This is a genomic window from Enterobacter sp. DN (assembly GCF_046054285.1).
GTDB lineage: Bacteria > Pseudomonadota > Gammaproteobacteria > Enterobacterales > Enterobacteriaceae > Enterobacter > Enterobacter hormaechei_C.
On the sequence record NZ_JBJJTG010000002.1, the window covers coordinates 56906 to 77137 of the forward strand.

At 55.0% G+C, this 20232-nt stretch carries 18 protein-coding genes; 3 read left to right on the top strand and 15 right to left on the bottom strand.

Annotation, left to right across the window (positions count from 1 at the left end):
* Nucleotides 1-108 precede the first annotated feature (108 nt).
* Nucleotides 109-2298 (top strand): ferric-rhodotorulic acid/ferric-coprogen receptor FhuE, encoded by a 2190-nt coding sequence (gene fhuE, locus ACJTMZ_RS04905; RefSeq protein WP_017384719.1) that lies wholly within the window; start codon nucleotides 109-111, stop codon nucleotides 2296-2298.
* 141 nt (nucleotides 2299-2439) lie between these two features.
* On the opposite strand, the gene ptsG is transcribed toward fhuE, so the two are convergent.
* From ptsG to yceD, 14 genes are all read right to left on the bottom strand, one after another.
* Complete coding sequence (gene ptsG / locus ACJTMZ_RS04910) at nucleotides 2440-3873, bottom strand: PTS glucose transporter subunit IIBC (protein WP_006809245.1); 1434 nt, start codon at nucleotides 3871-3873, stop codon at nucleotides 2440-2442.
* A 297-nt stretch (nucleotides 3874-4170) separates the two neighbouring features.
* Entirely contained in the window at nucleotides 4171-4965 is a 795-nt protein-coding gene (locus ACJTMZ_RS04915; protein ID WP_017384720.1) for a metal-dependent hydrolase, read from the bottom strand.
* Nucleotides 4966-4975: 10 nt separating this feature from the next.
* Complete coding sequence (gene holB / locus ACJTMZ_RS04920) at nucleotides 4976-5980, bottom strand: DNA polymerase III subunit delta' (RefSeq protein ID WP_017384721.1); 1005 nt, start codon at nucleotides 5978-5980, stop codon at nucleotides 4976-4978.
* Nucleotides 5977-6618: a dTMP kinase gene (gene tmk, locus ACJTMZ_RS04925; protein ID WP_015570821.1), complete on the bottom strand. Its 642-nt coding sequence runs from the start codon at nucleotides 6616-6618 to the stop codon at nucleotides 5977-5979. Before tmk ends, holB begins: the two co-directional genes overlap by 4 nt.
* Complete coding sequence (gene yceG / locus ACJTMZ_RS04930; RefSeq protein ID WP_408626879.1) at nucleotides 6608-7630, bottom strand: cell division protein YceG; 1023 nt, start codon at nucleotides 7628-7630, stop codon at nucleotides 6608-6610. The genes tmk and yceG overlap by 11 nt, the downstream gene beginning before the upstream one ends.
* Nucleotides 7631-7632: 2 nt before the next feature.
* Nucleotides 7633-8442: an aminodeoxychorismate lyase gene (pabC, locus tag ACJTMZ_RS04935; protein WP_032647994.1), complete on the bottom strand. Its 810-nt coding sequence runs from the start codon at nucleotides 8440-8442 to the stop codon at nucleotides 7633-7635.
* Between the two features lie 120 nt (nucleotides 8443-8562).
* Complete coding sequence (fabF, locus tag ACJTMZ_RS04940) at nucleotides 8563-9804, bottom strand: beta-ketoacyl-ACP synthase II (RefSeq protein WP_032104090.1); 1242 nt, start codon at nucleotides 9802-9804, stop codon at nucleotides 8563-8565.
* Between the two features lie 90 nt (nucleotides 9805-9894).
* Complete coding sequence (acpP, locus tag ACJTMZ_RS04945) at nucleotides 9895-10131, bottom strand: acyl carrier protein (RefSeq protein ID WP_003857954.1); 237 nt, start codon at nucleotides 10129-10131, stop codon at nucleotides 9895-9897.
* Between the two features lie 154 nt (nucleotides 10132-10285).
* Entirely contained in the window at nucleotides 10286-11020 is a 735-nt protein-coding gene (gene fabG / locus ACJTMZ_RS04950) for a 3-oxoacyl-ACP reductase FabG (protein WP_003857956.1), read from the bottom strand.
* 12 nt (nucleotides 11021-11032) lie between these two features.
* Entirely contained in the window at nucleotides 11033-11962 is a 930-nt protein-coding gene (gene fabD / locus ACJTMZ_RS04955; RefSeq protein ID WP_015570824.1) for an ACP S-malonyltransferase, read from the bottom strand.
* 15 nt (nucleotides 11963-11977) lie between these two features.
* The gene (locus tag ACJTMZ_RS04960; protein ID WP_017384725.1) at nucleotides 11978-12931 is read right to left on the bottom strand and encodes a beta-ketoacyl-ACP synthase III; all 954 of its coding nucleotides are present in this window, start codon (nucleotides 12929-12931) and stop codon (nucleotides 11978-11980) included.
* A 6-nt stretch (nucleotides 12932-12937) separates the two neighbouring features.
* Nucleotides 12938-13972: a phosphate acyltransferase PlsX gene (gene plsX, locus ACJTMZ_RS04965; RefSeq protein ID WP_017693638.1), complete on the bottom strand. Its 1035-nt coding sequence runs from the start codon at nucleotides 13970-13972 to the stop codon at nucleotides 12938-12940.
* 81 nt (nucleotides 13973-14053) lie between these two features.
* Nucleotides 14054-14227: a 50S ribosomal protein L32 gene (rpmF, locus tag ACJTMZ_RS04970; protein ID WP_003857964.1), complete on the bottom strand. Its 174-nt coding sequence runs from the start codon at nucleotides 14225-14227 to the stop codon at nucleotides 14054-14056.
* Nucleotides 14228-14243: 16 nt separating this feature from the next.
* On the bottom strand, nucleotides 14244-14765 hold the full coding sequence (yceD, locus tag ACJTMZ_RS04975) for a 23S rRNA accumulation protein YceD (RefSeq protein ID WP_003857966.1): 522 nt from the start codon (nucleotides 14763-14765) through the stop codon (nucleotides 14244-14246).
* A gap of 140 nt (nucleotides 14766-14905) precedes the next feature.
* Here yceD and ACJTMZ_RS04980 point away from each other — a divergent pair, with 140 nt between their 5' ends.
* Complete coding sequence (locus ACJTMZ_RS04980) at nucleotides 14906-15490, top strand: nucleoside triphosphate pyrophosphatase (protein WP_017693639.1); 585 nt, start codon at nucleotides 14906-14908, stop codon at nucleotides 15488-15490.
* Between the two features lie 95 nt (nucleotides 15491-15585).
* Here ACJTMZ_RS04980 and rluC read toward each other — a convergent pair whose 3' ends face one another.
* Nucleotides 15586-16533 (bottom strand): 23S rRNA pseudouridine(955/2504/2580) synthase RluC, encoded by a 948-nt coding sequence (gene rluC / locus ACJTMZ_RS04985; RefSeq protein WP_003857970.1) that lies wholly within the window; start codon nucleotides 16531-16533, stop codon nucleotides 15586-15588.
* 570 nt (nucleotides 16534-17103) lie between these two features.
* On the opposite strand from rluC, the gene rne reads away from it, so the two are divergent.
* On the top strand, nucleotides 17104-20220 hold the full coding sequence (rne, locus tag ACJTMZ_RS04990; protein ID WP_252010820.1) for a ribonuclease E: 3117 nt from the start codon (nucleotides 17104-17106) through the stop codon (nucleotides 20218-20220).
* Nucleotides 20221-20232 lie beyond the last annotated feature (12 nt).

A 20232-nucleotide genomic window follows, 5' to 3' on the forward strand; every position in this document is an offset into this window, starting at 1 on the left:
ATATTTCGCATTTGCATTTTCATGCGCATTTTTAACATAGAAAACGACGTCAGCCCGTGCTAGCGGGACTGTCGCGAATTACCTTCACCATTCACTAAGGGTTTGATGATGTCTTTCATTAATCACACCAGGGATGGGCAACATCAGCCTGCCGCAACACCTTCGTTGCTGGCCGCCTGCATTGCTATGGCATTGACGCCAACCGCTGCTTTCGCTGCTTCAACCACCGAAGATACCGTCGTCGTAGACGGGGGTTTTGACAACACACAGGATCTTTCTGCCAGCCAGGATCAGGATTACAGCGTAAAAACCACCACCACCGGCACCAAACTGTTGCTGGTTCCCCGCGACATCCCACAGTCCGTCAGCGTTATCAGCCAGCAACGTATGGCTGACCAGAATCTGCAATCCATCGGACAGGTGCTGACGAATACCACGGGCATTACGGCCCAGGTGCAGGACAGCGACCGTACCGTGTTTTACTCACGCGGCTTTTTCGTCAGCAACTACGCCTATGACGACCTGCCAACCTCCATCAGTGAAGTGTGGAACTTTGGTGATACCGCCGCGGATACCGCGATTTATGACCGCATCGAAGTGGTTCGCGGCGCCACCGGCCTGATGTCCGGCACGGGCAACCCGGCGGCGTACGTTAATATGGTGCGTAAGCACGCGGACAGCCCGGAATTTAAAGGTAACGTCTCCGCCAGTTACGGCAGCTGGGACAAGCAGCGCTACGTGCTGGATCTCCAGGCGCCGCTGGTAGAGTCAGGTAAGGTACGGGGCCGTCTGATTACGGGTTATCAGGACAACGACAGCTTCGTGGATAACTACCACTACCGGAAGAAATTCCTCTACGGCGTGATGGACGCGGATGTCACCGACAGCACCACCCTCTCGGTAGGGTATGAATATCAGGAAAGCCATACCGCCGACCCGACCTGGGGCGGGCTGCCGACCTGGTACAGCGACGGAAGTAAGACCCACTACAATCGTAGCCAGACCGTCGCACCTGACTGGGCTTATTCAGATAAAGACAGCACCCGCATCTTCGCTAACCTGACTCAGCGTTTCGATAATGGCTGGGAAGCGCACATCAACGGCATGCACGCTGAAACCAACTTCGACTCCAAACTGATGTATATGTCCGGCTATCCGGATAAAGAGACCGGTGCGGGCCTGGTGGGTTACGGCGGCTGGAACCGTGGGGAACGTAAACAGGATGCGGTTGACGCCTTCCTGCGCGGCGGCTTCGATCTCTTTGGCCGTCAGCACGAAATGATGTTCGGCGGCAGCTTCAGCCGTCAGCGTAACCATTACGACAACTCCATGCCGGATGCGGTATACGGCATGGTTGATGTCGGCAACTTTAAGAACTGGAACGGGAACATCGCCGATCCCCAGTGGACGCCGTGGAAACTCTACAGCAAGGATGATATTCGCCAGTCTTCAGCCTATTCGTCGGCTCGTTTCTCGCTGGCCGATCCGCTGCACCTGATCCTGGGCGCGCGCTACACCCAATATAACATTCGTTATAACCCGGCAGGATCGCCGAATACCCGTCTGGAAAGCACCAAAGATGATGTCACGCCGTACGCCGGCCTGGTGTATGACATCAATGAGGACTGGTCGACCTACGTCAGCTATACCTCTATCTTCCAGCCGCAGGATAAGCGCGATGCCAGCGGACGTTATCTTGACCCTACCACGGGTAAAAGCTACGAAGCCGGGGTGAAGGCGGACTGGTTTAATACCCGTCTCACCACCTCGCTGGCGATTTTCCGCATTGAGCAGGATAACGTCGCCAGCAACACCTATACCTACATGCCGAGCGGTGAGTCGATCTATGAATCGCTGGACGGGGTGGTCAGCAAAGGGGTCGAGTTCGAGCTCAACGGTGCCCTGACCGATAACTGGCAGCTGACCTTCGGCGCGACGCGTTACATCGCAGAAGATAAGAATGGCAACGCCGTCAGCGCCGATCAGCCGCGCACAACCATGAAGCTCTTCACCCGCTATCAGTTGCCAATGCTGCCGGAACTGACCGTGGGCGGCGGCGTAAACTGGCAGAACAAAGTGTGGACGGACGTGGAAGGCGGCCCGGCAGGACGTTCCCGCGCGGAGCAAGGCAGCTATGGGCTGGTGAACCTGTTCAGCCGTTATCAGGTCACCAAAGATTTTGCGGTGCAGGCTAACGTCAACAACCTGTTCGACAAAGAGTATTACGATTACGTCGGTTCTTATGTAGTGTATGGCGCGCCGCTGAACGTCTCGGTGAGCGCGAGCTACGATTTCTGAGTGACAGAAGCCCGGTGGCGCTGCGCTTATCGGGCCTACCCATCACGTAGGCCCGGTAAGGTGCCGCCGCCACCCGGCACCACAAGCCGCAGTAATAAAAAAGGCAGCCATTCGGCTGCCTTAGTCTCCCCAGGTCACAGCTTAGTTGTTGCGGATGTACTCATCCATTTCGGTTTTCAGGTTATCGGATTTCGTACCGAAGATTGCCTGAACACCAGAACCTGCAACAACGACGCCCGCTGCGCCCAGTTTTTTCAGACCCGGCTGGTCTACTTTCGCAACGTCGGCAACGCTCACACGCAGACGAGTGATACACGCGTCCAGGTTAGTGATGTTCTCTTTACCGCCGAAAGCAGCTACCAGAGCAGGCGCCATTTCGCTGGTCACACCGGCTTTGCTGTCTTCCGTTGCATCTTCACGACCCGGCGTTTTCAGGTCCAGTGCTTTGATCAGCACGCGGAAGACGGTGTAGTACACCACTGCGTAGCCCGCACCCACAATTGGGAACAGCCACAGCTTGCTGCTGTTACCGGACAGAACGATGAAGTCGATCAGACCGTGAGAGAAGGACGTACCGTCACGCATACCCAGCAGGATACAGATTGGGAATGCCAGACCTGCCAGTACCGCGTGGATGATGTACAGGATCGGCGCAACGAACATGAAGGAGAACTCGATCGGCTCGGTGATACCGGTCAGGAACGAGGTCAGCGCTGCGGAGATCATGATACCGCCCACTTTTGCACGGTTCTCTGGTTTAGCAGAGTGCCAGATCGCAATTGCGGCGGCCGGCAGACCGTACATTTTGAACAGGAAGCCACCAGACAGTTTACCTGCCGTTGGGTCACCCGCCATGTAGCGTGGGATGTCGCCGTGGAACACCTGGCCTGCTGCGTTGGTGTATTCACCAATCTGCATCTGGAATGGAACGTTCCAGATGTGGTGCAGACCAAATGGTACCAGGCAGCGCTCAATGAAGCCGTAGATACCGAACGCCACAACCGGGTTCTGGTAAGCCGCCCACTGAGAGAAGGTCTGGATTGCTGTACCGATTGGTGGCCAGATGAAAGACAGAACCACACCGGTGAAAATCGCGGCCAGACCAGAAATGATCGGCACAAAACGTTTACCCGCGAAGAAGCCCAGATACTCAGGCAGCTTGATGCGATAGAAGCGGTTAAACATATACGCTGCAATCGCACCGGAGATGATACCACCGAGAACACCGGTGTCCGCCAGATGCTTAGCGGCAATCTCTTCAGCAGGTAAGTGCAGTACCAGCGGCGCAACCACAGCCATGGTTTTCACCATGATGCCGTAAGCAACAACGGACGCCAGCGCGGATACACCGTCGTTATTGGTGAAGCCCAGAGCAACACCGATAGCGAAGATCAGCGGCATGTTAGCAAAAACAGAACCGCCTGCTTCGGCCATCACGTGGGAAACTACGGCTGGCAGCCAGCTGAAGTTTGCAGAACCGACACCCAGCAGGATACCTGCGATAGGCAGTACGGATACTGGCAGCATCAGCGATTTACCGACCTTTTGCAGGTTAGCAAATGCATTCTTAAACATAATTGAGAGTGCTCCTGAGTATTTGTGCTTTTTTTACGTTTTCACGCATTGGCCCGGGGGGAGTACCGCGCCGTGGACAGGACATCTAAGCGCCCTTTATTTATTACACAGAGTAAAATAATTCCCTCTGAGTTTGTTTGACGGCTATCACGTTTCAGTTCAAGACGGCCAAAAAACTTGCAGATATTTACATAAAGCATGTCTGGATGTGTCTAAAAACGCCATCACCGCCCCAAATGAGGCGGTGAACTTTACTCGTTTTACTTATTAATTACGAGCCTAAAAATAACAGGCGTATCAGACAGATTGCAGGTGGGCGGGGTCGATATGGAACAGACTGGCGAAGTTTTCCGTTGTCACGCGAGCCAGCTCTTCAATACTGACACCTTTCAGAACGGCCATATACTCAGCGACATCCCGGGTCATCGCTGGCTGATTTTCTTTGCCGCGATGAGGCACCGGTGCCAGGTACGGGGAATCGGTTTCCACCAGAATACGATCCAGCGGAACATATCGCGCCGCATCACGCAGTTGCTCAGCATTCCGGAACGTTACAATCCCCGAGAACGAGATATAAAAGCCTAAATCAAGCAGCTTACCCGCCGTTTCTCTGTCTTCAGTGAAACAGTGTAGTACGCCACCGCAATCCGTCACCTTTTCTTCCCGCAGGATCGCCAGCGTGTCGGCGCGCGCATCGCGGGTATGAACGATAACAGGCTTATTCAGTTCACGGCCAATACGGATGTGGTTGCGGAAGGATTCCTGCTGGCGAGGTTTCGTTTCCGGGGTGTAGAAATAGTCGAGACCGGTCTCGCCCATCGCCACTACGCCCTCTTCTGCGGCAAGACGGCGTAAATCCTCAACGTCGTACGCTTCATCCTGATTCAGCGGATGCACGCCGCAGGAGAAGACGACATTATCGCGCTCGCCTACCAGTTCACGCATGGCGCGGTAACCCGGCAACGTGGTCGCCACGGCCAGGCAAAATTTCACATCGCGCGCGGCGGCTTTCGCCAGCACGTCGTCCACATTTTTATGCAGGGACTGATAATCCAGGCCATCGAGATGGCAGTGTGAGTCGACTAAAAACATAATGTCTCTCTCAGAGGTGGGAAACCGGCGGTATGACGCCCGGTTGCAGGTAGTGTTCGATACGCAGTAACTGGTCGGTCAGTAAAAGCTCGCGATTGAGACCGGTCACTGTCAAAAGTTGTTCACGGCTCTGGCAGATATCATGAAGGATAGCGTGCAGCGACTGCCCTGACAGGCGATTCGCCAGCGTGGTGACCAGCGCCCACACGTCAGGGTTAGTCAGAAGCGTCGCCCCCTGCTGGATTTTGAGCGCATCCAGCAGCAGTGCGGCCAGCCAGTGCAGCCGTTCCGGTGCCTGATCGCTGTTCAGCGCTGGCAGCACGCTCAGCCAGTCATGGCTATCGAGGGCTGATTCAACCGCACGACATAGCGTTTCACGCTGGGACCACACCTCCGGCTGCAATAAGGCCAGCGCAGCCGCAGGCGCACCGCTGCACAGGCGCAACGCCGAGCGCGCCGCATCTTGTGACACCGTCACTTCTCGCTCAAGCCAGGCGAGCGCCCAGGATTCCTGAGGGACAGCGAGGTGGTGAAGAAGGCAGCGACTGCGCAGCGTCGCCAGCAAGCGTTCCGGCTCGCGGCAGGAGAGGAAAAACCAGGTATTCTCTGGCGGCTCTTCCAGGGTTTTTAACAGGGCGTTGGCTGCGGCTTCCGTGAGTAGCGCGGCGTCATTCAGCCACACCACTTTCGCCCCCCCCAGACGCGCATATTCGTACAGTTTCTCACTGACCTCACGCACCGCGTCGATACCGAGCGTATTTTTGCCCTTCTCGGGTTCGAGGGTGTAATAGTCAGGATGCGTGCCCGCCTGCATGAGCTGGCAACCCCGGCATTTACCGCAGCTTTTATGTCCTTCCGGCTGTTGGCACATCAGAAAGCGGGTGATGGCGTAAATCAACGCATCATCACCCATTCCCGGCAGCGCCTGGATCAGTAACGCATGATGCCCCCGACCAACCTGATAGCTGCCGATCAGCTGTTCAAAGTGTGGGCGCAACCATGGATACCATTTCATGCCTGCTGCTCCTGTAGCCACTGCGTAACGGTCTGCTGAATATCACGCGTAACGTCTTCAAGGGATTGCGTCGCATCGATGGTACGAATGGTCTTGTCCTGCCCGGCCAGTTCCAGATAACGCGCACGGGTGCGGTTAAAGAAATCAAAAGACTCCTGTTCAATGCGGTCCAGTTCGCCGCGGGCACGGGCGCGCTTCAGGCCCACCTCAGGAGTTACGTCCAGATACAGCGTCAGGTCAGGACGGAAATCGCCCAGAACCGCGTCGCGAAGCGTAGCCAGCATGGCCTGATCGATACCCCGGCCCCCGCCCTGATACGCCTGGGTTGAGAGATCGTGGCGATCGCCAATCACCCATTTCCCTTCTGCCAGAGCGGGTTTGATCACCGTCTCCACCAGCTGAACGCGCGCAGCATAGAACATCAGCACTTCCGCTTTGTCGGTAATAACTTCATCGCCAACGGATTTGATATCCAGAACCAGGCTGCGCAGTTTTTCCGCCAGCTGCGTACCGCCCGGCTCGCGGGTAAAGACCATGTCGGCAACGCCAAGCGACGTAAGCGTATCCACCACCACGTTACGGGCAGTTGTTTTGCCCGCCCCTTCGAGTCCCTCAATGACAATGTATTTACTGCGCATTTTTTTCCTTAAGTGCCTTCAGATAGTCCTGAACGGAGCGATTGTGGCTGGCCAGGTTGGTATTAAACGTATGCCCCCCTTTTCCGTCAGCCACAAAATAGAGATACGGCGTTTTGGCCGGGTGCGCGGCGGCCTTCAACGATGCTTCACTCGGCGTCGCGATCGGTCCAGGCGGCAGGCCGCTAATCACGTAGGTATTATACGCCGTTGGCGTCTCCAGATCTTTTCTGGAAATCCTGCCGTTGTAGTTTTCGCCCATGCCGTAGATGACGGTAGGATCGGTTTGCAAACGCATGCCGATGCGCAGACGGTTAATAAACACCGAGGCAACCTGGTCACGTTCGGCAGCAACGGCCGTCTCTTTCTCGATGATCGAGGCCATCGTCATGAACTGGTTTTGATCTTTATAAGGCAGGCCCTCTGCTCGCCCTTTCCAGGCAGCGTCTACCGCCGCGACCATTTTGTTGTGCGCGCGCTTCAGAATGGCCACATCCGTCGTGCCTGCCGTATACATCCACGTATCGGGCCAGAACCAGCCTTCCACCCACTCGGGATGTTCGAATTTTAAGGCGTCTGCCACGGTCTGGTAGCGGTCATCTTTCAGCGTATGCTTAATGTATGGCGCGTCCCGCAGCTGCCTGAGGTAATCGCTCAGACGCATACCTTCCACAAAACGCAGCGGGAACTGGGCTTCTTTACCACTCTCCAGCAGTTGCAGCATCTCGCGCACGGTCATGCCAGGGGTAAAGCGATAGGTGCCGGCCTTGAAATGGGACAGGTCCGGTTCAATACGCAGCAGCCACTGGAATACGCGTGGGCGATTGATAATTTTGTCGTCATACAGCTGCTGACCAAGCGTCTGCCGCCCGGTCCCCGCTTTCAGGGTAAAAATCGTCTCGTCTTTTATCAGAATCTGACTCTCCGCCAGCTGACGGACTTTCCACACTCCCGCTCCGCCAGCGATACCGAACGCAACGATAAGAAGGAGGACAAAGCGTAACATTTTCTTCATGACTACCTGGTTTGCTCACATAACGGGGCCAGAAACTGGAACAGCTCGCGGGATGACCAGCATTTGCGGCCATAAGCGCGAACGGGGACAACGGGCATCAGCGCATTGCAGATTACGACTTCATCGGCGGACAGCAGCGCCTCTTCCTTAGCGTTGACTTCGACAACGCGAAAGCCTGCGCGTGCCAGCTGGTGCAGACAAAACTGCCGCATAATGCCGTTGACGCCGGCCTGCTCCAGCGAAGGCGTGAACACGTCACTGCCCTTCCGCCAGAGTAAATTAGCCGCACAGCATTCCGTAATGTACCCTTCGCTGTCAAGAACCAGCGCCTCCCCGGCCTCCGTCTGCTCAAGATGAGTACGAATAAGCACCTGTTCAAGGCGGTTGAGATGTTTTATACCCGCGAGCATCGGGTTTCGCCCCAGACGTACCGGACTTAACGCCAGGGCTACGCCCTCTTCACGCCAGTGCGCATAATGGGAAGGATAATCTGAAACGGAAAGGATCCGCGTAGGATGCAGACAGGCAGATCCGCTATAACCCCGGCCACCGCTCCCGCGGCTGATAATGACTTTCAGGACGCCGCTTGCCTTATCTGCCGCCAGCCGACGCATTTCACTTTCAAGAATGTCCCACTGCGAGAAGGGGATCAGTAGTGCTTCGCAGGCTTTTTGTAAACGAAGGATATGGGCCCCGAGCAGACACACGCCACCGTTGAGAATACGCGCAGTCGTGAAACAGCCATCGCCAAACTGGGTCGCCCTGTCGCTTGCCGGCAGCGTGTCTTGCTCAAGGCCATTAATTAAAAACATGGTGGCTCCTTATGCGTGGAGGCTCAGTCTGGCAGGATGTGAGCAGCCGGACAAGGGGATTTCACCTAATAAAAAAGGCCCGGCAAGCGGACCTTTTTTATCGTCAGCGACTAACCAGACTCAGACCTTTTTGAAGATCAGAGAACCGTTAGTCCCACCGAAGCCGAAGGAGTTACACAGGGTATACTCCATACCGCTAACCTGGCGTGCTTCGTGAGGAACGAAGTCCAGATCGCAACCTTCATCCGGATTATCCAGGTTGATGGTTGGCGGTACCGCCTGATCGCGCAGCGCGAGAATAGAGTAGATTGACTCTACTGCTCCCGCAGCACCCAGCAGGTGACCGGTCATGGATTTCGTGGAGCTTACCATTACGCGGCCGGCAGATTCGCCGAAGATAGACTTAACAGCCTGCGCTTCTGCTTTATCGCCCGCAGGGGTAGACGTCCCATGGGCGTTAACGTAGCCAATCTGTGCCGGCGTAATGCCCGCATCGCGGATGGCGTTTTCCATCGCCAGCGCAGCGCCTGCGCCGTTCTCTGGAGGAGACGTCATGTGATAAGCATCGCTGCTCATGCCAAAGCCAACAACTTCAGCATAAATTTTCGCGCCACGTTTTTTCGCGTGTTCGTACTCTTCCAGTACGATCATACCTGCACCGTCACCCAGCACGAAACCATCACGGTCTTTATCCCACGGACGGCTCGCCGCCTGCGGATTATCGTTTCGGGTAGAGAGCGCACGCGCTGCACCGAAGCCACCGACGCCCAGCGGGGTACTGGCTTTTTCAGCGCCGCCCGCAACCATAGCATCTGCATCGCCGTACGCAATGATACGCGCGGCCTGGCCGATGTTATGCACGCCAGACGTACAGGCTGTCGCGATTGAGATGCTTGGGCCACGCAGGCCGAACATAATGGTCAGGTGACCTGCCACCATGTTGACAATCGTAGACGGAACGAAGAACGGGCTGATTTTACGCGGGCCGCCATTCATCAGAGATGTATGGTTTTCTTCAATCAGACCAAGACCGCCAATCCCGGAGCCGATAGCGGCGCCGATACGGGTCGCGTTCTCTTCCGTAATCTCAAGGCCAGAATCCTGCATGGCCTGAACGCCAGCGACAATTCCATATTGAATGAAGGCATCCATCTTGCGCTGTTCTTTGCGCGAGATGATCTCTTCACAGTTAAAATCCTTTACTAAGCCAGCAAATTTCGTTGCATAGGCGCTAGTATCGAAATGGTCGATTAGGCTGATGCCGCTCTGACCGGCAAGGAGAGCTTTCCAGGTGGACTCTACGGTATTGCCGACAGGAGACAACATGCCAAGTCCGGTCACAACTACACGACGCTTAGACACGCTTGTCCTCCAGGGAGGGATAAAAAAGAGATTCGTGGGACAACAAAAGATAAAACTCAGGCGGTCGAATGACCGCCTGGAGATGTTCACTTACGCCTGGTGACCGTTGATGTAATCAATGGCAGCCTGAACGGTGGTGATTTTCTCAGCTTCTTCGTCCGGAATCTCAGTATCAAACTCTTCTTCCAGAGCCATTACCAGCTCAACGGTGTCAAGAGAATCTGCGCCCAGGTCTTCAACAAAGGAAGCGGAGTTCACAACTTCTTCCTGCTTAACGCCCAGCTGTTCGCCGATAATTTTCTTAACGCGTTCTTCGATAGTGCTCATACTCTTAAATTTCCTATCAAAACTCGCTTTCGCGATGGTTTTCGTAGTGTATAAAATGTTGAAAAATTTGCAACTAAATCCCGGCAGGTCTTACCACGATTTTACGTTATTTTGAGGCCATTTGCCCAAATAACGCAAATATTTTCGATCGTGATTAAACCATGTACATCCCGCCGTTGACGTGGAGGGTTTCACCAGTGATGTAACCCGCTTCGTCAGAGGCTAAAAATGCAACCGCGCTGGCGATTTCTTTAGGGTCGCCAAGACGACCCGCCGGAACTGCCGCCAGCGTACCCGCACGCTGCTCATCAGTCAGCGCACGCGTCATGTCCGTTTCAATAAAGCCCGGAGCAACAACGTTTACAGTAATTCCGCGGGACGCGACTTCACGCGCCAGCGACTTACTGAAACCGATCAGACCTGCTTTCGCCGCAGCGTAGTTAGCCTGACCAGCATTTCCCATGGTACCAACCACAGAACCTACAGTGATAATACGACCATGACGCTTTTTCATCATAGCGCGCATTACCGCTTTTGACAGACGGAATACAGATGACAGGTTGGTTTCGATAATATCGTTCCACTCGTCGTCTTTCATTCGCATCAGCAGGTTGTCGCGAGTGATCCCGGCATTATTGACCAGAATATCCACTTCGCCAAACTCTGCGCGAATATTTTCCAGAACAGATTCGATAGATGCTGGTTCAGTCACATTCAGTACCAGACCTTTACCGTTCGCACCCAGATAGTCGCTGATGGCCTGTGCGCCATTCTCACTGGTCGCAGTCCCGATCACCGTCGCGCCGCGCGCAACCAGTGTTTCAGCAATAGCGCGCCCAATACCGCGGCTTGCGCCGGTCACCAGGGCAATTTTTCCTTCAAAACTCATGGTATTCCTCTTTTATTGCGAGAGTGCCGCTTTCATGGCTTCCGGCTCGTTAATCGCCGAGGCAGTCAGGGTGTCTACAATACGTTTTGTCAGACCGGTAAGTACCTTACCTGGACCAACTTCATACAGATGTTCAACGCCCTGAGACGCCATAAATTCAACGGTTTTAGTCCACTGAACCGGGCTGTAGAGCTGGCGAACCAGCGCGTTACGGATAGCCTCCGGCGCGGTTTCGCACTGCACATCGACGTTATTCACAACGGAAATCGTCGGTGCGTTAAAGGTCATTTTTTCCAGCTCAACCGCCAGCTTATCGGCAGCGGGCTTCATCAGCGCGCAGTGAGACGGCACGCTCACCGGCAGGGGCAGTGCACGTTTTGCGCCCGCAGCTTTACAGGCAGCGCCTGCACGCTCAACCGCTTCTTTATGACCCGCGATAACCACCTGGCCTGGCGAGTTAAAGTTTACCGGAGAAACGACCTGACCTTCAGCAGATTCTTCACAGGCTTTAGCGATAGAAGCATCATCCAGACCGATGATGGCAGACATGCCGCCCGTGCCCTCTGGCACCGCTTCCTGCATGAATTTACCACGCAATTCAACCAGGCGTACCGCGTCAGCGAAGGCAATCACCCCTGCGCAGACCAGCGCAGAGTATTCACCCAGGCTATGACCCGCCATCAGCGTCGGCGCTTTGCCGCCCTGCTGCTGCCATACGCGCCACAATGCGACGGAGGCTGCCAGCAGTGCCGGTTGAGTCTGCCAGGTTTTGTTCAGCTCTTCAGCGGGGCCCTGTTGGGTCAGCGCCCACAGATCATAACCCAGCGCGTCAGAGGCTTCACGGAAAGTCTCTTCAATAACCGGATAGTTTGCTGCCATTTCAGACAACATCCCAACAGTTTGCGAGCCCTGTCCCGGGAACACAAAAGCAAATTGCGTCATTTTTTAATCCTTATCCTAGAAACGAACCAGCGCGGAACCCCAGGTGAACCCGCCACCAAAGGCTTCAAGCAAGACCAGTTGGCCCCGTTTAATTCGTCCATCGCGTACCGCTTCGTCAAATGCGCACGGTACCGATGCCGCAGAGGTGTTGCCGTGGCGATCAAGCGTCACCACAACGTTATCCATAGACATGCCCAGCTTCTTCGCCGTCGCGCTGATGATACGCAGGTTCGCCTGATGCGGCACCAGCCAGTCGAGTGCGGTGCGTTCAAGGTTATTGGCTTCCAGCGTCTCATCGACAATATGCGCAAGCTCAGTCACCGCCACCTTGAATACTTCATTACCTGCCATGGTGAGGTAAATGGAGTTATCAGGATTAACGCGATCGGCGTTAGGCAGCGTTAACAGCTCGCCGTAGCGGCCATCGGCATGCAGGTGCGTGGAGATGATGCCCGGCTCTTCGGACTGCCCCAGCAGCACCGCGCCCGCGCCATCGCCAAAAATAATGATCGTGCCGCGATCGGTTGGATCGCAGGTACGCGCCAGCACATCAGCGCCGATCACCAGCGCATATTTTACGGCGCCCGATTTTACATACTGATCGGCGATGCTCAGCGCATAGGTGAAACCCGCGCACGCTGCTGCAACATCAAATGCCGGGCAGCCTTTGATGCCGAGCATGTTCTGCACCTGGCACGCTGCGCTTGGGAAGGCATGCGTGGCAGAGGTTGTCGCCACCACAATAAGCCCGATCTGTTCTTTATCAATGCCAGCCATCTCAAGCGCTCGCTGAGCGGCTTCGTAGCCCATGGTGGACACAGTTTCGTCTGGCGCGGCGATACGACGTTCACGGATACCTGTGCGCGTGACAATCCACTCGTCAGACGTATCTACCATTTTTTCAAGATCGGCGTTGGTACGCACTTGTTTTGGCAGGTAGCTGCCGGTACCTAAAATCTTCGTATACATGTACGCTCAGTCACTTTTAGCTAATACAGATCCCAGGCGAGCGGCAATCCTCTGAGGGACTTGTCGCTGCACCGCCTGCACTGCCTGTTCAATCGCGACGGTAAATGCTCGCTGATTGGCGGCGCCATGACTCTTAATCACGATGCCGCGCAATCCTAACAGACAGGCGCCATTATACTGGTCGGGGTTGAGGTGACTGAATCGCCGCGTCAGGCTTTTTTGTAACCAACGCTTTAATAAAATCAGCCACCAGGACCTTTTTTTACCTTCTCCCTGCGATTTCAGCAGAGAAAGGAACATTCGTACGACCCCTTCCATGGTCTTCAACGTCACGTTTCCGGTGAAGCCATCACACACTAATACATCCGTTTTGCCCGTCAGCAACTCATTGGCTTCGAGATAACCAATATAGTTGATGGAGGGGACCTGTTTGAGTATTTCCGCAGCGTCGCGGATACTGTCCAGGCCTTTAGTCTCTTCTTCACCAATATTCAGTAAAGCAACGCGGGGATTGTTAATCCCGACCACGTCTTCAGCCAGCACCGACCCCATAACGGCAAACTGAGCCAGCATTGTACTATCACAATCCACGTTAGCGCCCAGATCCAGCACCACCGTTTTGCCCTTCTGCTGATGCGGTAATACCGTCACCAGCGCCGGACGCTCAATGCCCTCAATCGGCTTGAGCAATAATTTCGACAGCCCCATCAGCGCGCCAGTATTTCCCGCGCTGACGCAAGCCTGCGCTCGCCCTTCTTTCACCAGCTCCAGCGCCATTCGCATAGAGCTGCCGCGGCTATTACGAATAGCCTGCGATGGCCGGGCATCACTGGCAATAACTGACTGCGCAGGAATAATCTGCAGACGCGAACGTTGTTCAAAGTCAGCTTTTGCAAGTAATGGCGTGATTGTGTCGGGATTACCGACTAAAAGAAGTGTGAGTTGCGAATTAGAATTCAGTGCCTGCAATGCTGCAGGCACTGTCACGGTAGGGCCAAAATCTCCCCCCATGACATCTAACGCCAGGGTTAGACGTGTCAAGGTATCGTCGCAGCCTGGTTCGGTAAACTCCCCGTTTGCACGGGGAAGTTCCTCACTAAGCCTAATCACGCTGACGCGTGATTACTTAGTGATAACCTTGCGGCCGCGGTAGAAACCGTCAGCGGTGATGTGGTGACGCAGGTGTTTCTCACCAGAAGTCTTGTCTACAGACAGGCTGGTAACTGCGGTCAGCGCGTCATGGGAACGACGCATGCCACGTTTGGAACGGGTTGGTTTATTCTGTTGTACGGCCATGGACCTTACTCCTCAATTACTTACGCTTTAAGCTGGCTAATACGGCAAATGGGTTTGGTTTTTGCGCTTCATCAGGCAGTTCCCCAAAGACCATGTCCGCCTCGGACACTTCACAGTGTTCAGAATCATGCACCGGAACGACTGGCAGGGAGAGGATGACTTCATCTTCAACCAGCGCCAGAAGATCGATTTCACCGAATTCGTTAACCTCAATCGGCTCATACGCTTCCGGGAGTGCTTCAGCCTGTTCGTCAGAACGAACCGGACTAAAACAATACGTTGTGTGAACATGCTGTACAAACGGTTTCCCGCAACGCTGACATTCGAGCGTTACCGTCACCTTTGCATCACCGGTTAACACGGCGAGACGCTGGTTGTCGATAGCGAACGACATGGAGCATTCTACATCACTGTCCACACTGACTACAGATTCGGCAATACGCTCAGCCTGATCGGAAGAATAGATTCCTTCGTAATCGAGGCGTTTTTGAGCCGTACGAACCGGATCAAGAGTCAGGGGTAATTTTACCTTTTGCATAGGGCGCGCATATTAACTTTGTAACGTCATAGAGTCAAAGAAAAAGGCAACCAGAGCTGCCTTTTGCCAATTATTCGCACACATTGCGGCCTGTAGTTTAAAATGGCTGGCATCGATACGCTATATCTGGTGATAAAAATATGCCAAATCTCGTCCTTGCTTCCACTTCACCTTATCGCCGAATGCTGCTGGAAAAGCTCGGGATCCCGTTTGAATGCGCTGCGCCGGAGGTGGATGAAACGCCACAGCCGGGCGAGTCACCGCGTCATCTGGTGACCCGTCTCGCGAAAGAGAAAGCACAGTCGCTGGCCGTACGTTACCCCGCACATCTGATTATAGGCTCCGATCAGGTTTGTGTGCTGGACGGCGAAATCACCGGCAAACCGCATACGGAAGAAAACGCCTGCCAGCAGCTGTTGCGTGCGCGAGGCGGTATCGTGACCTTTTATACCGGCCTGGCGCTTTATAATTCGGCTTCCGGTCATCTGCAAACCGAGTGCGAGCCGTTTGATGTGCACTTCCGTCATCTTAGCGAGCAGGAGATTATGGATTATGTGCGTCGGGAACGTCCGCTAAACTGTGCAGGGAGCTTTAAAAGTGAAGGACTAGGGATTGCGTTGTTCGACAAGCTCGATGGCCGCGATCCCAACACGCTGGTGGGGTTGCCGCTGATTGCGCTGTGCCAGATGTTGAGGCGAGAAGAGTGTAATCCGCTGACGATGTGATCCCTGCGGCCTGATGCCCTCACCCCGGCCCTCTCCCACAGGGAGAGGGGGCAAACATAAAAAACGGCAATATACATTGCCGTTTTACATTTACCTTAGCCGCGCAGAACTTTCAGACAGCGTTTGAGCTGCTCATCCAGCGGCGCTTCAATACGGATAACTTCGCCGGTATTAGGATGGGTAAATTTCAGCGCTGCCGCGTGCAGGAACAGACGCGACAGCCCTGTTCCCGCCAGCTGCTTATCAAATTCGCGATCGCCATAGCGGTCATCAAACGCAATCGGATGGCCCGCAAACTGGGTATGGACGCGAATCTGGTGGGTACGCCCCGTCACCGGACTACAGCGCACCAGCGTGGCGAATTCGTAGCGCTCTTCAACTTTAAAGCGCGTCTCAGACGGTTTCCCTTCCTGATTAACACGAACAATGCGCTCGCCGCTTTGCAGAATATTTTTCAGCAGCGGCGCCTGCACCACTTTCACGTGGGACTGCCACTGGCCGCGCACCAGCGCCAGGTAATCTTTCTGCATCCCTTTTTCGCGCAGCTGTTCATGCAGTGAACGCAGCGCAGAACGTTTTTTCGCCACCAGCAGCACGCCAGAGGTATCGCGGTCAAGACGGTGAACCAGTTCGAGGAAACGCGCTTCCGGGCGCAGCGCGCGTAACCCTTCAATCACGCCGAAGCTCAGACCGCTCCCCCCGTGTACCGCCGTTCCGGACGGTTTATTCAGCACCAGAATGTGGTCGTCCTCATAAAGGATAACGTCGCTCAGGGCCGCGACTTTTTGCAGCTTCGGAGAAACGACCTCTTCTTCACGCTCTGCAACACGTACCGGTGGGATCCGGACTTCATCGCCCGCCTCGAGCTTATACTCTGGCTTCACGCGTTTTTTGTTCACCCGCACCTCGCCCTTACGCAAGATGCGATAAATCATACTTTTTGGCACGCCCTTCAACTGGGTGCGCAAAAAATTATCGATACGTTGCCCCGCCTCGTCGTCGGCGATGGCAACCATTTTTACGGCTGGAGTCTCTGTTTTCATGGTTGGCGATTCTAAATAGCGTCAGACATTAGCGCCACTCATTTTTCTATGCTTATATTTACTTTTATCCGGACCACTCCCCTTTCGCGCAATCGATTTGGTGGTTATTAAACCAATCACCCCGTTGAAGTGAAGAAACTGTGAGTAACCGGGTGATAATTGGTAAAAGTCATCTTGCTATAACCCGGCGAGCAGTGGAATAATGAATCCGTTTTCCGCGTTAAATCCGGGTTTTGTAAGGATGTCGACGGAATGACCAATTTTGTCTGACCGATCATCCACGCAGCAATGGCGTAAGACGTATTGATCTTTCAGGCAGTTAGCGGGCTGCGGGTTGCAGTACTTCCCGGTATAAGGATTGTTCTCTGGAGAGTTTTCCCAGGCAATTCCCCTGATAATTGCGCTGTGTTTCCGTATGAAACACAGGCAACCGACACTCTGCGCCTCTTAAGCGAGCGACAACCGTGAGGTTGGCGACGTGAATAGACACGAGGCCATCGGTTCATACCCCGGAAAGCGTCACCTTGCCCGCAGCTTTGTCGTCAATGTAAGAATAACGAGTAAGTTACGATGAAAAGAATGTTAATCAACGCAACTCAGCAAGAAGAGTTGCGTGTCGCCCTTGTGGATGGGCAGCGCCTGTACGATCTGGATATCGAAAGTCCTGGACACGAACAGAAAAAAGCGAACATTTACAAAGGCAAAATCACCCGCATTGAACCAAGCCTTGAAGCTGCATTTGTCGATTACGGTGCTGAGCGTCACGGTTTCCTTCCTCTCAAAGAAATCGCCCGCGAATATTTTCCTGCAAACTACAACTCCCATGGCCGTCCGAACATTAAAGATGTTCTGCGTGAAGGTCAGGAAGTTATCGTCCAGATCGATAAAGAAGAGCGTGGCAACAAAGGTGCCGCACTGACCACCTTTATCAGCCTGGCAGGAAGCTATCTGGTATTGATGCCAAACAACCCGCGTGCGGGTGGCATCTCTCGCCGTATCGAAGGCGATGACCGTACCGAGCTGAAAGAAGCGCTGGCAAGTCTCGAGCTGCCAGACGGCATGGGCCTTATCGTGCGCACCGCAGGCGTCGGCAAATCTGCCGAAGCGTTGCAGTGGGACCTGAGCTTCCGTCTGAAGCACTGGGAAGCCATCAAGAAAGCGGCTGAGAGCCGTCCTGCTCCGTTCCTGATCCACCAGGAAAGCAACGTTATTGTGCGTGCCTTCCGTGATTATCTGCGTCAGGACATCGGTGAAATTCTGATTGATAACCCGAAAGTGCTTGAGCTGGCTCGCCAGCACATCGCCGCGCTGGGTCGCCCGGATTTCACCAGCAAAATTAAACTGTACACCGGTGAAATCCCGCTGTTCAGCCACTATCAGATCGAATCCCAGATCGAGTCTGCCTTCCAGCGTGAAGTGCGTCTGCCGTCCGGCGGTTCTATCGTAATTGATACCACCGAAGCGCTGACCGCTATCGACATCAACTCCGCGCGTGCAACCCGCGGCGGCGACATCGAAGAGACCGCCTTCAACACCAACCTTGAAGCCGCTGATGAAATCGCCCGCCAGCTCCGCCTGCGCGACCTGGGTGGTCTGATTGTTATCGACTTCATCGACATGACCCCGGTTCGCCACCAGCGTGCGGTTGAAAACCGTCTGCGTGAAGCGGTGCGCCAGGATCGCGCACGTATCCAGATTAGCCATATCTCGCGCTTCGGCCTGCTGGAAATGTCCCGTCAGCGTCTGAGCCCGTCACTCGGCGAGTCCAGCCATCACGTCTGCCCGCGCTGTTCCGGTACGGGTACCGTGCGTGACAATGAATCGCTCTCCCTCTCTATTCTGCGTCTGATTGAAGAAGAAGCGCTGAAAGAGAACACCAAAGAGGTTCACGCCATCGTTCCGGTGCCGATTGCCTCCTACCTGCTGAACGAAAAACGTGCAGCGGTAAGCGCAATCGAAGCGCGTCAGGGCGGTGTTCGCTGCATCATCGTGCCAAACGACGAGATGCAAACCCCGCACTATCACGTGCTGCGCGTGCGTAAAGGCGAAGAGACAAGCACCCTCAGCTACCTGCTGCCGAAGCTGCATGAAGAAGAAATGGCGCTGCCATCGGATGAAGAGCCTGCCGAGCGTAAACTGCCTGAGCAGCCTGCATTAGCAACCTTCATCATGCCGGAAGCCCCGCCGGAAGCGACGCTGGAAAAACCAGCGGCAAAACCTGCCGTGCAAAAGGCGGCCCCTGCCGCGCCAAAAGCGCAGCCTGAGCAGCCGGGTCTCCTGAGCCGCATCTTCGGCGCGTTGAAAAAAATGTTTGCTGGCGAAGAAGTTCAGCCTGAGCAGCCGAAAGAAGCGCCAAAAGAAGCGAAACCAGAGCGTCAGCAGGACCGTCGTAAGCGTCAGAACAATCGTCGCGATCGTAATGACCGCAACGACCGTAGCGATCGTAACGAGCGCCGTGATAATCGTTCCGAGAACAACGAAGGTCGTGAACAACGCGAGGACAACCGTCGCAACCGTCGCGAGAAGCAACAGCAGAACGTTGAAGATCGTGAGATTCGCCAGCAGGCGGGCGATGAGTCCGAGAAGAGCAAACAGCGTGACGAGCAGCAACCTCGCCGCGAGCGTAACCGTCGTCGTAACGACGAGAAACGCCAGGCCCAGCAGGAAGTCAAAAACCTGAACCGCGAAGCGCCTGTTGAACAGCAGGACACGGAGCAGGAAGAGCGTACTCAGGTTATGCCGCGTCGTAAGCAGCGTCAGCTGACCCAGAAAGTACGTGTGGGTGCTGTTCAGACGGAAGAAAACGACGTTATCGCGGTTGAAGCAGCAGAAAGCACAACGGGTACCCAGGTTGCAAAAGTTGACCTGCCAGCCGTAGTGGAAAATCAGGTTGAGCAGGACGAAAGCAGCGAAAACCGTGACAACGCAGGTATGCCGCGTCGCTCCCGTCGTTCTCCGCGTCACCTGCGCGTGAGCGGCCAGCGTCGTCGTCGCTACCGTGACGAGCGTTACCCGACTCAGTCGCCAATGCCGCTGACCGTGGCGTGCGCGTCACCTGAGATGGCATCCGGTAAAGTCTGGATCCGTTATCCGGTTGCTCGCCCGGAGCAGGCTGTTGAAGAACAGGCTGTGACCGAAGAGGTGATTGCACCGGTAGCAGCGGTGGAAGACGTCGTGACTGAAGCGGCAACCGTGGTTGAACCGCAAGTTGTTGACACGGTGGCACCGCAGGCTGTGGAAGTGGAAACGACCCATCCTGAAGTCATTGCTGCGCCGGTTGATGCCACTCCGCAGATCATTGCCGAAGAAGATACCGTGGTGGCTGAAGAAGTCGCGGAGGAAGCTGAGCCGGTCTCCGCAGCAGAAGAACCCGCAGACGTTACCGTCGAAACGGTGACGGAAGAGGTTGTTCAGGACGTCGAGATTCAGGTTGAGCCTGTTGTCGAAGAGGTCAAAGAGGCTGAAGTGAAATCCGAGCCGGTTGAGGTCGTTGCCGCTCCAGCGCCTGCTCACGTTGCTACCGCGCCGATGACTCGCGCCCCGGCACCTGAGTATGTACCTGAAGCGCCACGCCATAGCGACTGGGTTCGTCCGGCATTCAACTTCGAAGGCAAAGGTGCTGCCGGTGGTCACAGTGCAACGCACATGGCTACTGCGCCAGCTACTCGTCCTCAGCCTGTTGAATAACGCACGCTAAGA

Bases quoted from the DNA above. Each gene is read 5' to 3' on its own strand.
- fhuE (WP_017384719.1), top strand. From the start codon at position 109: ATGTCTTTCATTAATCACACCAGGGATGGGCAACATCAGCCTGCCGCA.
- ptsG (WP_006809245.1), bottom strand. From the start codon at position 3,873: ATGTTTAAGAATGCATTTGCTAACCTGCAAAAGGTCGGTAAATCGCTG.
- ACJTMZ_RS04915 (WP_017384720.1), bottom strand. From the start codon at position 4,965: ATGTTTTTAGTCGACTCACACTGCCATCTCGATGGCCTGGATTATCAG.
- holB (WP_017384721.1), bottom strand. From the start codon at position 5,980: ATGAAATGGTATCCATGGTTGCGCCCACACTTTGAACAGCTGATCGGC.
- tmk (WP_015570821.1), bottom strand. From the start codon at position 6,618: ATGCGCAGTAAATACATTGTCATTGAGGGACTCGAAGGGGCGGGCAAA.
- yceG (WP_408626879.1), bottom strand. From the start codon at position 7,630: ATGAAGAAAATGTTACGCTTTGTCCTCCTTCTTATCGTTGCGTTCGGT.
- pabC (WP_032647994.1), bottom strand. From the start codon at position 8,442: ATGTTTTTAATTAATGGCCTTGAGCAAGACACGCTGCCGGCAAGCGAC.
- acpP (WP_003857954.1), bottom strand. From the start codon at position 10,131: ATGAGCACTATCGAAGAACGCGTTAAGAAAATTATCGGCGAACAGCTG.
- fabG (WP_003857956.1), bottom strand. From the start codon at position 11,020: ATGAGTTTTGAAGGAAAAATTGCCCTGGTGACCGGCGCAAGCCGCGGT.
- fabD (WP_015570824.1), bottom strand. From the start codon at position 11,962: ATGACGCAATTTGCTTTTGTGTTCCCGGGACAGGGCTCGCAAACTGTT.
- ACJTMZ_RS04960 (WP_017384725.1), bottom strand. From the start codon at position 12,931: ATGTATACGAAGATTTTAGGTACCGGCAGCTACCTGCCAAAACAAGTG.
- rpmF (WP_003857964.1), bottom strand. From the start codon at position 14,227: ATGGCCGTACAACAGAATAAACCAACCCGTTCCAAACGTGGCATGCGT.
- yceD (WP_003857966.1), bottom strand. From the start codon at position 14,765: ATGCAAAAGGTAAAATTACCCCTGACTCTTGATCCGGTTCGTACGGCT.
- ACJTMZ_RS04980 (WP_017693639.1), top strand. From the start codon at position 14,906: ATGCCAAATCTCGTCCTTGCTTCCACTTCACCTTATCGCCGAATGCTG.
- rluC (WP_003857970.1), bottom strand. From the start codon at position 16,533: ATGAAAACAGAGACTCCAGCCGTAAAAATGGTTGCCATCGCCGACGAC.
- rne (WP_252010820.1), top strand. From the start codon at position 17,104: ATGAAAAGAATGTTAATCAACGCAACTCAGCAAGAAGAGTTGCGTGTC.